This window comes from Actinophytocola sediminis (assembly GCF_054779715.1).
In genome coordinates this window covers 1-12,248 of sequence record NZ_BAAGXS010000018.1, presented here as the reverse complement: position 1 = coordinate 12,248, position 12,248 = coordinate 1, and the positions used below count along the sequence as shown (strand labels likewise).

Here is a 12,248-nt window from a genome sequence, read left to right as displayed (position 1 = left end):
AGAACACCGTGACAGGACGTAGCGAAAGCCCACCCGAGGCCCGAACTTATTCTTGACTGGACGTTCCAGATACTGCTACGGTTCACTCGTGGCCAGGACCAAGGAGTTCGATCAGGACGTCGTCCTGCGGGCGGCGATGGACCTGTTCTGGCGCAACGGGTACGAGGCCACCTCGATGCAGGACCTGGTGGACCACCTCGGCATCGGGCGGGGCAGCATCTACGCCACGTTCGGCAGCAAGCACGAGCTCTATCTACTGGCGCTCGACCGCTACGCCGAGGAGCGCGGGGGCGACACGCTCACGGAACTGTCCCAGCCGGGCCCGGTACTACCCGCGGTGCGTGAACTGGTGCGCGCGTTCCTCGACGAGTCACTGACCGATCGCCGAGGCTGTCTGGTCACCAACACCGCGGTCGAGTGCGCGACCGTCGACCGGGAGATCGCGCGGCGCGTGGAGTCCAACTGGGACGGCCTGGAGACCGCCATCGCCGGTGCGCTCATCCGGGCGCGGAGCCAGGGCGAACTCCCTGAGGACAAGGATCCCCGTGCGCTGGCCAGGTTTCTGATCACCCTGATCCAGGGACTCAAGGTGATGGCCAAACTGCCTGACGCCCGTCGCCTGCGCGACGCGGTGGACCAGGCGCTTTCCCTGCTCGACTGACGGTGCTGTTTTTCTGTCCTAATATTGGAACGATCATTCCAGTTTGGAGAGCTGTTGATGTCCATCCAACGACGGAGCATTCTGGGTGCGGGCGCGATGGGCGGCCTGCTCGCCGCGACCGGTGTGCCGGCGGACGCCACACCACCCGGCGCGCCATCCGACGAGGCGCTCGCACGGTCCCTACCTGGCGACTTCCGTGACGGATACGCCACAGTCAACGGTGTTCGGCTGCACTACGTGACCGGCGGCCAGGGTCGCCCACTGGTCCTGCTGCCCGGTTGGCCGCGCACCTGGTGGGAGTTTCACCTGGCGATGCCGGCGCTGGCGCGGACCAACCGGGTGTTCGCGGTCGACCTGCGTGGCATGGGCAGATCCGCCAAACCGGCCGACGGCTACGACAAGAAGACCATGGCGGCCGACATCGCCGCGCTCGTGCGCCACCTCGGGTACGACCAGGTGGACGTGGTCGGCTCCGACATCGGTGCGATGGTCGGGTTCAGCTTCGCGGCCAACCACCCCGAGCTGGTCAGGCGGTTGGTGCTGCTGGATGTCCCCCATCCCGAGGAAGGCATGTACCAGCTGACGCTGATCCCGCGACCCGACACCTTCCATCTGTGGTGGTTCGCGTTCAACCAGGCCCGTGGGCTACCGGAACAGCTACTGGCCGGCAGGGCACGGCTGCTGATCGACTACATGTGTGACCTCAATCTGGTGAACCCCGACTCGGTGACCGAGCGCGACCGCGAGATCTACGCGCGCGCCTATGACACCGAGGACGCCATCCGCGCCGGCAACGGGTGGTATCAGGCGTTCGGGCAGGACATCGCCGACGACCGGACCTACCTGCCGGTGACCGCGCCCCTGCTCGCTCTCGCCCACCACGGCAACTACCCGACGCTGCGGGAACTGCTCCCCACCAAGGCAACCGACGTGCGGGTGACCCTGATCGAGAACTCCGGCCACTACCTTGTTGAGGAACAGCCAGCGGAAGTGGTGGCCGAGATAACCGCCTTTCTGACCTGACCGGAACAGTTGAAGACTGACTAACTGGCGATCATTATGGAAATTATTTACTGAACCTTTACTTAATCTCCCGACGCGGTGATACTGGCGGCGAGGGGAGTACTTCCGAAGCGCTCTCCCGGTCAATACGGACATCCCGTCTGATGTCCTCGGGAAGCCGCCCCATGGGCGAAGGAGACCTCGAACGCACCCGCTGTTCGAGGAGGTCCGATGCCCGACTCAACCGTCGTACTGGCCGCCCCCGTGGAGTCGATCGGCTCACCCGGACTGTGGGCCGTGAGCATCGCGGTCCTCTTGGGACTGTTGGTCGCGGACTTCGTGGTGACCCGTCGCCCGCACGAGGTGTCGATGCGGGAAGCCGTCGGCTGGTCGGTGTTCTACCTGACCTTGCCGGTGCTGTTCGGGTTATGGCTGTTTGCGGCCTTCGGTGGCGGCCAGGCGCTGGAGTTCATGACCGGCTTCGTGGTCGAGAAATCCCTGTCGGTGGACAACCTGTTCGTGTTCATGTTGCTGCTCACCGCGTTCGCGGTGCCGCCCGCGGTGCAGCAACGTGTGCTGCTCTACGGCATCGTCGGTGCGCTGGTGCTGCGGGGCGTGTTCATCGCGGCCGGCGCCGCCCTGCTGTCGGCCGGCACCTGGGCATTCCTCGTGTTCGGGGTCATCCTGCTCGCGTCGGCGGGCAAGATCCTGCATCAGGCGATGAGCGGCGCGGCCGCGGTGCAGGACACCTCGCGGATGCGGTCCGTGCGGCTGTTGCGCCGGCTGCTCCCGGTCACCGACGACTACCGGGGTGCGCGGCTGACCGTGCGCGAACAGGGAAAGCGGGCGCTCACCCCGTTGGCGGTCGTGGTGGTGGCCGTGTTCGCGACGGACGTGGTGTTCGCGGTCGACTCGGTGCCCGCGGTCTACGGCATCACCGAGGACCCCTACCTGGTGTTCGCCACCAACGCCTTCGCCCTGCTCGGGCTGCGCGCGCTCTACTTCGTCCTGCACACCGCGCTGGCCAAGCTCGTCCACCTCAACCACGGCCTCGCGATCATCCTCGCGTTCATCGGCGTGAAACTGATCCTGCACTGGGCACATGGCCTCTGGCCCTCGGTGCCGCAGATCCCGACCCCGGTCTCACTGCTCGTCATCGTCGCCGTCCTGGGCACGGTCATCGCGACCAGCCTGCGCGCCCGGCGCCGGGCCGCCAGCCACACCAGTGCGCGGGAGGGCTGACCGTGCTCACCGAACTCGTCATCAACGCCCTGATCGAGCTGTTCACCCTGCTGCTCGTCATCGCCGCGCTGCTGATCACCTGTGCGGCGCTGACACCGCCGAGAGGACCGCGCCACTAGGCACCGGTGACCAGCGCGCGAGCCGTGTCCGTCCACCAGTAGAGGACCTCGCGGCCCGACCGGCGCCGGTGCAGCAGGCCGGAGTGCAGCAGGACCCGCAGGTGGTTGCCGACGGTGCCCAGCGGCAGGCCGGTGGTCGCGACCAGGCCGGTGGTGCTGATCGCCGAGGACGCCCCCACGAGCACGGTGCTCCTGGCGCGTCCCAGCAGGTCGACCAGGTGGTCGGGGGCGCGGACGGGATCCTGGGCGAACACGCCGGTCACCGGGTAGACGATCGCGAAGCGATCCGGCATCCGCCACGATGCCCAGCCGCCTCGGCAGTGCGCCGCGATGAAGGTCAGCTCCCGCCCCCGGACGTCGCACGGCGGGTACGAGTCCTCGTTGACCTGGAGCTCGCCGGCGCCGAGCCAGCGCATTCCCGAGCGCAGGTTGTTCATCACCCCCGACCAGCCATCCTGGGACAGCGCGCTGATGCGGGAGACCACGTCCGCGCGCAACACCGCCTGCCGGCGTGACCAGTCCGCCTCGATCGTCTGCCGCCAGACCCAGCGCAACAGGTCGGCCGTGCGCGTCGCGAGACCGGTGCCGCACAGCTGCGCGGGCAGTCGGGCACGACCCCGCGCCAGGTCGGCGCGTACCTGGTCGTCCGACAGCGCCGACAGCACCGCCAGTTCGTCGTCCAACGTCAGGTCCGGGCGTTCCGGCGGGGCCGCGACGTAGTCGGCGATCCACGTGGTCGAGAAGCCGTACTCGACGATCGCGGCGGTCACCGGATCGTCCGCCAACCGCGACCGGAAGGGCTCAACGTGCTCGTTCTTCCAGACGCGGTGCCACGGAAAGGGCTGGGCCGCCTGGAGAATGCTCACCGCCGCCACCGTCTCGGCCAGTTGCGAGGTGCCGAACCGGGTCCTGGCCAGGACATCGGCGTCGACCTGGAACACCGCCATGTTTCCTCCTCCGTGGAAACGTTTGAGCCGCCGGCTCCTGGACCGGCAGGCTCGCCGCATGTCAGCACAGACCAGGCGGAACTTCACGGCCCTGTGGCTCGGCGCCGCGGTCACCAACCTCGCGGACGGCATGTTCAAGCTGGCACTGCCCCTGATCGCGGTCTCGATGACCGACTCGCCCGCGCTGGTCGCCGGTGCGACCCTGGCCAACACGCTGCCATGGCTGCTGTTCGCCCTGCCCGCGGGCGTGCTCGCCGATCGCGTCGACCGGCGGCGGCTGATCATGGTGGCGACCGGCGGGCGGGTCGTCGTGGCCGCCGTCCTCGTGGCCCTTGTGCTGGGCGACGTGCTCTCCCTGCCCGTCCTGTACGGGGCGGCCGGCCTGCTCGGGGTGGGTGAGGTGGTCACCGACACCACCCGGATGTCGGTCATCCAGCAGGTGGTGCCCCGCAACCGGATGGAGTCCGCGCTGGCGAAGCTGACCGCGACCGAGACCGTGGCCAACGAGTTCGCCGGGCCGCCGCTGGGCGGGCTGCTGGCGGCGGCCGGGTTCGCCTTGGCCGTCGGCGCGAGCGGGATCGGCTACCTGGTCGCGCTGCTGGCCCTGGCGGTGATGACCGGCCGCTACCGGCCCGCCGCCCCGGCCGAGCCCACGATGATCCGCGCTGATCTCCTGGCGGGCCTGCGGTACGTGTGGCACGAGCGGACCCTACGGACCCTGCTGCTGGTGGCCGGGGGCGCGGCCGGCTGTTGGGCCGGGTGGAACGCCGTGATCGCCCTGTACGCCGTCGCGCCGGGCCCGGTCGGGTTGACCCGGTCGGAGTTCGGCCTGCTGATCGGGGCGCTGGGTGTCGGGGGGTTCCTCGGCGCCGCCGCCGCGCCGGTGATGATCCGGCTGGCGGGGCGGCGCGTGGTGTTGGTCGGCGCGATGGCGTGCTACGCGGTCTTTCTCGCGACGCCGGCCGCGGTCGCGTCGCCTTACCTCATCGCCGCGGGCACGTTCCTCGGCGGCCTCGGCGTCGGCGCCTGGAACGTCACCTACAGCGCGTTGCGCGCCCTGATCGTGCCCAACGAGATGATGGGCCGCTACAGCGGCGTCAGCCGCCTGGCGAGCTGGGGATCGATGCCGCTCGGCGCGCTGCTCGCGGGCGTGCTGGCGGAGTTCGTCGGGGTGCGGGCGGTGTTCGGCCTCGGCGGGGCCGTCTGCCTGCTGCTGGTCGTGATCACCGGCCGCACGGTGTGGTCGGGCGACTTCCGGCGGCTGGAGGCGAACGCACTCAGAGCAGCGCCAGCTGCTTGAACAGTGTGATCAGGCTCCGGCGGCTGGAGGCAAAACGCATTCAGAGCAGCGCCAGCTGCTTGACCTGGGCGGTGCGCGACTCGACGATCCGGGTCGCCAGGTCGCGCGCGTCCGGGTGCCGGCCCTCCGCCAGCTCCATTCTGGCCAGCTCGACCGCGCCGTGCTGGTGGCCGGTGAACAGGTTGACGAACGTCGCGTCGAACGTGGCCGGCTCGGCCTCCGCCAGCGCCGTGACCGCCACCGGGTCGTCTGGGCTGTGCAGCCCGTCACCGTGGCCGTGGTGGGCGTTGGGGTCCGGGTCGGCCGCGGTCGGCTGGTTCCAGTCGGTCAGCCACGCCTCCACGTCGGTCAGCTCGTCGGTCTGGGTGGCGACGACGGCGGCGGCGAACTCCCGGACCTCGGCGCGACCGCCCTTGTCCTCGGCCAGCTCGGCCAGGCGCAGGCCCTGCTGATGGTGCGGGATCAGCATCTGCAGGAACATCACGTCGGTGTCGTTGAACGAGCCGTCCAACGGCGGCGCGGAGGCCGACACGGGCTGCTCGGTGCCGGTGGTCAGCGCGCTGCCGCAGCCGGTGAGCACCAGCAGCACCGCGATCAGCAGAGAACGGCCCCTGGGCGCCGGCCGGCCCGCGGCACGCACGGGCCGGCCGGCACACCTCAGACGGGTTGCCACAGTGCGGGGGTGCTCGCCGGCTCCCATCCCGGCAGTGCGGTGTGGTTGCGCACGCTGCGGTAGGTGGTGGTCCCGTAGGTCACCTGCGAGCCGGCGTCGTAGGCGGCGCCGGCCGTCCAGGTGCCGCCGGGGTCCGCGCGCGGCGTGTCCACCGGCGTGGTCTGTGCCGGTGCCTTACCGCCGACCTGCAGGTCGACACAGGCGTAGAACGCGTTGCCGGTGTCGCCGACGTTCCAGACCGCCAGCAGCTTCTGCCGGCCGGAGTAGTTGCCGAGGTCGATCGTGTGCGTCAGGCCGGGCGCCGGCTGCTGGTTGTTGAGGTTGAAGTTCGCCACCCGGGTGTTGCCGATGTAGTACTCGAAGTTGCTGGTCACGTGCCGCACGGTGAACGTCCAGGTGAACGTCACCGTCCGGCCGACCGAGGTCGCCCGCCACGGCAGGCTGTCGTCGTTGAGCTCGGCGAACCTGGCGACGTTGCCATGGCAGTTGCGCAGGCCCTTCGGTCCCTCGACGCTCTGCGGCTCCCACTGGATCCCACCGCAGGTCACCGTGCCCTGCGCGCACTGCGCCTGGCGGCTCGGCGGGGACGAGATGTAGCCGTGCGCGCTGGCGGTGCCGGCCGGCAGCACGAACAGACCCAGTGGGGCGAGGGTGGCGGCGGCCGCGAACACGGCCAGTTTTCGTTTCAGTGTCATTGTCAACTCCCGTGAGGGCAGGGAACAGCTCCGGGACGTGGTCTGGACCACCTTCTTGGTCTAGACCAAAAAGCCCGCGTAGTCAACCCGTCACAAGGCGTTATCCTCTGGTTTGACCCCACCACCGAGTGGGCATACCCGTCCGCACACGACGACCCAAGGAGGTCCGCATGATCGGCTTTCTCATCGCCGGCCTGATCATCGGCGCACTCGCTCGACTGATCAAACCGGGCAAACAGAACCTCGGCATCCTCGCCACGCTGGCGCTCGGCCTGGTCGGCTCGCTCATCGGCGGGACCATCGCCTGGCTGCTGGGCACCGGCGACATCTGGGAGCTCAACATCCTCGGCTTCATCCTCGCCGTGATCGCCGCGGTACTGCTGATCGGCGCCGCGGAGGCGATCGTCGGCCGCCAACACCGCGCCCAGGGCGCCAAGGGCACCGTGCCCCACCGCTGACCAGCGGGTGAACGCGATGAAGGACGCCTTCATCGCGTTCAGTGCGCTGCAGGACGCCTTCATCGCACCACCGGACGGGTCCGCGATGATGTGGAGCTATGAGTGCTCCGCTTGTTCTGGGTGCTGGGCAGGCCAACTGTGTCGCGTTGGATGTGGCCGCGAACGTCGCGACGGCCGCCAGGCTCGTGCGGCGCGCGTCGGCCGCCGGCGCCGAACTGTTGGTACTGCCCGAGCTGTTCCTCACCGGCCATGATCTGGCCGCCGTGGTCGTCGAGCCGGCCAAGTACACCGTTGGCGCCGAGGACAGCCGGCTCGACCCGCTGGCCGACGCCTGCGCCGAGACCAGGACCGCCGCGATCGCCGGCGCCCCGGTCTGGGAGGACGGCCAGGTGTTCAACTCGCTGCACGTCATCGGCCGGGGCGGGCAACCCGCCGGGCGCTACGACAAGCAGCATCTCACCGCCGCCGAGCGCGACGCCGGGCTGAGCCCCGGCGAGCACGGCCACACGGTCACCCTCGACAGCTGGCGGATCGGGCTCGCGATCGGCGCCGACCTCGACCACACCGAGCACGCGCGGGCCGCCGCCCGCGACGGCTGCCTGGTCTACGTGATCAGCACGCGGCGCCCGGCCAGGGTCACCGACCTGCTCGCCGAACGGGCGGCCGACAACGGGTTGTTCACCGTGCTGGCCGGTCATCGCGACTCCGGCACCGGCGTCTGGCATCCGGAGGGCACGCTGCTCGCCGAGGCGGGCACCGCCGACCCCGGCCTCGCGGTCGCCGAGCTCGTGCGCGGCTGACCAGCGCACTTGCTTCATAGATACCGAGTATGCATACTCCGTATCTATGTCCATCAAGTACGGCCTACTGGCGTTGCTCGAGCGCGCGCCGATGTACGGCTACCAACTACGCGCCGAGTTCGAACGCTCGACCGGCGCCACCTGGCCACTGAACATCGGGCAGGTCTACACGACCCTGTCCCGCCTGCACCGCGACGGCCTGGTCGAGGAGACCGGCGAGGCCGACGCCCAGGGCAAGGTCGTCTACCAGCTCACCGACGAGGGCCGGGCCGAGCTGGCCAGGTGGTTCACCACGCCGGTCACCCAGGACGACCGGCCACGCGACGAGCTGGCGATCAAGATCGCGCTCGCGGTGACCACGCCGGGAGTCGACGCGCCGTCGGTCATCCAGGCGCAGCGCACCGCGACCGTGCGGCACCTGCAGGAGCTGACCCGCCTCAAGCTCACCGCCGACCAGGACGCGGACACCGCGTGGCTGCTCGTCCTCGACTCGATGATCTTCCGCGCGGAGGCCGAGGTCCGCTGGCTCGACCACTCCGAGACCCGCCTGGCCAGGATGCCCGCGCCACCGGCCGGCGCACCGGCGAAGAACCCTGCCCAGCACAAGCAGGCGACCACGGCCCGGCAGGAGGTCCGGTGATGACCGAGCTGGCACTCGAGCTGCGCGACGTCACCCGCGTGCACGGCAGCGGTCCGACGGCGGTGACCGCGCTGCGCAACGTGAACCTGCGGGTCGCCCACGGCACGCTGATCGCCGTGATGGGCCCGTCGGGGTCCGGCAAGTCGACGCTGCTGCAGTTGGCCGGCGGGCTGGACACGCCCACCGAGGGCATGGTCGCGGTGGCCGGCAACCGGCTCGACGAGCAGGGCAGGGCCGGGCTCGCCGCGTTGCGCAGGCGCAACGTCGGCTATGTCTTCCAGGACCTGAACCTCCTCCCGGCGCTGACCGCCGTGGAGAACGTGGCGCTGCCACGGGAGCTGGACGGGGTGCGCCTGCAGGTGGCCCTGGACGAGGCGATGACCGCGCTGCGCGAGGTCGGGGTCGCGGAGCTGGCCAAGCGGTTCCCCGACGAGATGTCCGGCGGCCAGCAGCAGCGGGTGGCGATCGCCCGCGCACTGGTCGGGCCCCGGCGGCTGCTGCTGGCCGACGAGCCGACCGGCGCGCTGGACTCCAACACCGGCGAGGCCGTGCTGCGCACCATCCGCGCCCGCTGCGACGCCGGTGCGGCCGGCGTGCTGGTCACCCACGAGGCCAGGCACGCCGCGTGGGCCGACGAGATCGTCTTCCTGCGCGACGGCAAGGTCGTCGACGAGACCGGCAGCCAGCAAACCCCCGACTCCCTCCTCAAAGGCGCCTCATGACTCGCCCCCAGCTCCAGCCCGCACGCAGCGAAGGGTCCCTTCACTGCACTGGACGCAGCGAAGGGACCCTTCGCTGCGGTGCCACCGGGGAGGCTGGCCGATGAGCGGGTGGCGGCCGGCGTTGCGGATCGCGCGGCGATCGGTGCGGCGGAACCTGAAGCGGTCGATCCTCATCGCGGCGCTGATCGCGGTGCCCATCGGCGGGGCCACCCTGGTCGACGGCCTGCTGCGCACGCTGACCGGCAACGAGCCGAACGCCGAGCGGTTCCTCGGCAGCGCCGACGGTCGCGTCTTCGTCACCAGCCGCACCACCCTCGGCGACTGGCAGCTCGGCGATTCGGTGTACCACGAGGCGGGCAGCGAACGTGACCCGTCGATGGTCGACCCGCGCAACCTGCTTCCGCCGGGATCGCGGATCGTGCCCGTGCCGCAGCCGTACGGACTGCGGCTGCGCGAGGACGAGCGGATCGTGCGCACCGAACTGCTGCCCTTCTCCGTCGGCGATCCGCTGACCAACCACGTCGGGCGGCTGGCCACCGGCAGGCTGCCGGCCGGGCCGACCGAGGCACTGGTCACCGAGCCGCTGGCGGAGCGGCTGGGACTGCTCGACGGCGACGAGATCCGCGCCGGCGCGACGATCACCGCGGACGACGGGCCGACGGTCACGGTCACCGGGATCGGGGTCGACCCGTACCAGCTCGACCAGGCGGCGGTGTTCGCGCCGACTGACTCCGCGCTGCTGGGCGCCGAGACGACCTTCGCGCCGGAGCCGTGGTGGCAGTACTTCGTCGACCTGCCACCGGACACCACGGTCGACGAGACCTGGCCGGCGCTCGCCGAGCACGGCGTGGAGTTCCAGACCGCGTGGCAGCGATCCGGCGACGGCCTGAAGACGACCGCCCCGGTCGCGATGGTGGCCGGTCTCGGCCTGCTGGAGGTCGTCCTGCTGGCCGGCACGGCGTTCGCGGTCGGGGCGCGACGGCAGGTCCGCGAGCTCGGACTGGTCGGCGCCAACGGCGGCACCTCGGCCCACGTCCGGCGCATCGTGCTGGCCCAGGGCCTGGTCCTCGGTGTCCTCGGCACGCTGGCCGGGGTGTTCATCGGCTGGCTGCTGCTGGCCGCCGGCACCCCGGTGTGGGAACAGGTGACCAACCAGCTCATCGACGGCTGGCGGTTCGGCTGGTTGGAGCTGATGGTCGCGGCCGTGATCGGGCTCGTCTCCGGCGTCGGGGCCGCGCTGCTGCCGGCGATCGTCGTGGCCAGGATGCGGCCGGTCGACGCGCTGGCCCAGCGCTTCCGCAACAACACGGGCAACGCACGGCTGCCGGTCCTCGGCATGGTGGTACTGGGGGTGGGGATCGTCGGTGTGCTCGGCACCGGGTTGCTGGCCAGGCAGACGGTGATCGCCCGGCAGGCGGCCGGCGAGAACGCCGTCGACCTGACGACGCACATCGTGGGCGTCCTGCTGGGCACGGTCACGATCGTGGTCGGCATGTTCCTGGTGGCGCCCAAGCTGATCACCGCACTCGGCCGGAGCGGGGCACGGCTGCCGCTGTCTGGCCGGCTCGCGCTGCGCGACGCCGGCCGCCATCGGCACCGCACGGTGCCCACGGTCATCGCGATCATGGTCGTGGTGACCGGGTCGGTGACGCTGGCGTTCAGCCTGGCCGCCACCGCCCCCAGGCAGTTCCGGACGGTGCCCGACGACACGATCGTCGTGAGCGAGGACCCGGGGGTCACCGACCCGGACGCCGACGCCCAGCTGGCCGACGCGACCTCGGAGATCGCCGACGAGCTGCCCGGTGCGGCGACCCACGAGGTCCAGATGATCATGGATCCGACGGTGAGCGAGCACGGCCCCATCTCGACGTCGCTGGCCTGGGACGCCTCGAACCCCGACTGTCAGCTGGCGACCTCGGCCAGGCTCGGCGTCGGCACGCCGGAGATGATCGAGCTGGTCACCGGCCAGCGGCCGCCGCCCGCCGCGCTCGCCGCGTTGGCCGATGGCAAGGCCCTGGTGACCGACGAGTGCGTGCTCGCCGACGGCGTGGCCACGACCGAGCGCTTCAACGACACCGACGCCGAGCCACGGCAGTTCCCCGCGCAGTACCTGCCGATGGCGGACGGGAACGAGCGAACCTACTTCACCGACCTGCCGGACGCGTTCATCTCGGCGGAGACGGCCGCGGCGCACGGGTTGACCACCAAGCGCACCGCCATCGCCGTGGTCCACCGGGCCGACGCGACCCAGGACCAGGTCGACGCGGCCCTCTCGGTGGCCGAGGACCAGGGCCTGACCGCGCACGTGCAGCCGGACTACGCGGCCGAGGCCAACCTGATCGCCCTCGCGCTCGCGGGCGGCGCCGGGCTGGTCACCCTGCTCGGGGTGGGCATCACGGTGGCGCTGTCGGGGGCCGAGAGCCGCGCCGACCTGGCCACGCTGGCGGCGATCGGCGCCCAGCCCCGGCGGCGGCGCACGCTCGCCGGCGCGCAGGCACTGGTGCTGAGCACGCTGGGCACGGGGTTGGGCCTGGGGTTCGGCGCGGTGCTCGGGGTCGCGGTGGTGTGGCTCACCGGGCTGACCGAGATCGTGCTGCCGTGGCAGAACCTGGCGATCACGGTGGTCGCGGTGCCGCTGCTGGCGGTGGCGGTCGCCCTGGTCACGACCAGGGCCACGCTGCCGATGGTCCGGCGCGTGGAGTGACCCGGCGCTCGCCACCGGGTCGGGTCACCGACTACGGTGCGGGCGTGCACCGATACGCGAGTCAGCACCGCCGCCAGGTGGCGGCGGTGCTGCTCGTCGCGGTGCTGGCCGTGTTCGGCATGGGCACCTGCGCCAACGCCCAGACCCCGGAGGACCCGAGCCACGGCGCGGTGGTGTTGGCCGTGGCCACCCCACCCGCCGGCGGCCTGGCCCACGCGCCGGGCGCGCCCGACCTCCCGCTGGCCGACGCCGAACCGACGCCGCCCCGCGACCAGCCGCGCCCGG

Annotated in this window: 13 protein-coding genes; 10 read left to right on the top strand and 3 right to left on the bottom strand. The window is 71.0% G+C overall.

The window, feature by feature from the left end; genetic code table 11:
• Nucleotides 1-88 precede the first annotated feature (88 nt).
• The 3 genes from ACYVIP_RS10385 (at nucleotide 89) to ACYVIP_RS10375 (ending at nucleotide 2,905) form a co-directional block, all read left to right on the top strand.
• The gene (locus tag ACYVIP_RS10385) at nucleotides 89-661 is read left to right on the top strand and encodes a TetR/AcrR family transcriptional regulator (protein WP_460394598.1); all 573 of its coding nucleotides are present in this window, start codon (nucleotides 89-91) and stop codon (nucleotides 659-661) included.
• Between the two features lie 57 nt (nucleotides 662-718).
• On the top strand, nucleotides 719-1,684 hold the full coding sequence (locus tag ACYVIP_RS10380; protein ID WP_460394596.1) for an alpha/beta fold hydrolase: 966 nt from the start codon (nucleotides 719-721) through the stop codon (nucleotides 1,682-1,684).
• Nucleotides 1,685-1,894: 210 nt separating this feature from the next.
• On the top strand, nucleotides 1,895-2,905 hold the full coding sequence (locus ACYVIP_RS10375; RefSeq protein WP_460394594.1) for a TerC/Alx family metal homeostasis membrane protein: 1,011 nt from the start codon (nucleotides 1,895-1,897) through the stop codon (nucleotides 2,903-2,905).
• A 115-nt stretch (nucleotides 2,906-3,020) separates the two neighbouring features.
• Here ACYVIP_RS10375 and ACYVIP_RS10370 read toward each other — a convergent pair whose 3' ends face one another.
• A complete protein-coding gene (locus ACYVIP_RS10370; RefSeq protein WP_460394592.1) occupies nucleotides 3,021-3,971 on the bottom strand; it encodes an ArsR/SmtB family transcription factor in 951 nt (316 codons plus the stop codon).
• A gap of 58 nt (nucleotides 3,972-4,029) precedes the next feature.
• Here ACYVIP_RS10370 and ACYVIP_RS10365 point away from each other — a divergent pair, with 58 nt between their 5' ends.
• Nucleotides 4,030-5,271 carry an MFS transporter gene (locus tag ACYVIP_RS10365; RefSeq protein ID WP_460394590.1) on the top strand — a complete coding sequence of 414 codons (1,242 nt, stop codon included), beginning with the start codon at nucleotides 4,030-4,032 and terminating at the stop codon, nucleotides 5,269-5,271.
• Nucleotides 5,272-5,311: 40 nt separating this feature from the next.
• On the opposite strand, the gene ACYVIP_RS10360 is transcribed toward ACYVIP_RS10365, so the two are convergent.
• Nucleotides 5,312-5,911 (bottom strand): DUF305 domain-containing protein, encoded by a 600-nt coding sequence (locus ACYVIP_RS10360; protein WP_460394588.1) that lies wholly within the window; start codon nucleotides 5,909-5,911, stop codon nucleotides 5,312-5,314.
• A 17-nt stretch (nucleotides 5,912-5,928) separates the two neighbouring features.
• Nucleotides 5,929-6,639 (bottom strand): lytic polysaccharide monooxygenase, encoded by a 711-nt coding sequence (locus tag ACYVIP_RS10355; protein ID WP_460394586.1) that lies wholly within the window; start codon nucleotides 6,637-6,639, stop codon nucleotides 5,929-5,931.
• A 170-nt stretch (nucleotides 6,640-6,809) separates the two neighbouring features.
• Here ACYVIP_RS10355 and ACYVIP_RS10350 point away from each other — a divergent pair, with 170 nt between their 5' ends.
• The 6 genes from ACYVIP_RS10350 to ACYVIP_RS10325 form a co-directional block, all read left to right on the top strand.
• On the top strand, nucleotides 6,810-7,097 hold the full coding sequence (locus tag ACYVIP_RS10350; protein WP_460394584.1) for a GlsB/YeaQ/YmgE family stress response membrane protein: 288 nt from the start codon (nucleotides 6,810-6,812) through the stop codon (nucleotides 7,095-7,097).
• A gap of 98 nt (nucleotides 7,098-7,195) precedes the next feature.
• A complete protein-coding gene (locus tag ACYVIP_RS10345; protein WP_460394582.1) occupies nucleotides 7,196-7,897 on the top strand; it encodes a carbon-nitrogen hydrolase family protein in 702 nt (233 codons plus the stop codon).
• 46 nt (nucleotides 7,898-7,943) lie between these two features.
• On the top strand, nucleotides 7,944-8,537 hold the full coding sequence (locus tag ACYVIP_RS10340; protein ID WP_460394580.1) for a PadR family transcriptional regulator: 594 nt from the start codon (nucleotides 7,944-7,946) through the stop codon (nucleotides 8,535-8,537).
• Nucleotides 8,537-9,259, top strand: coding sequence for an ABC transporter ATP-binding protein (locus tag ACYVIP_RS10335; RefSeq protein ID WP_460394577.1), 723 nt, complete (start codon nucleotides 8,537-8,539; stop codon nucleotides 9,257-9,259). Before ACYVIP_RS10340 ends, ACYVIP_RS10335 begins: the two co-directional genes overlap by 1 nt.
• Nucleotides 9,260-9,359: 100 nt before the next feature.
• Nucleotides 9,360-11,963: an ABC transporter permease gene (locus ACYVIP_RS10330; protein WP_460394575.1), complete on the top strand. Its 2,604-nt coding sequence runs from the start codon at nucleotides 9,360-9,362 to the stop codon at nucleotides 11,961-11,963.
• 44 nt (nucleotides 11,964-12,007) lie between these two features.
• The coding region (locus ACYVIP_RS10325; protein ID WP_460394573.1) for a hypothetical protein at nucleotides 12,008-12,248 on the top strand (241 nt) is incomplete at its 3' end.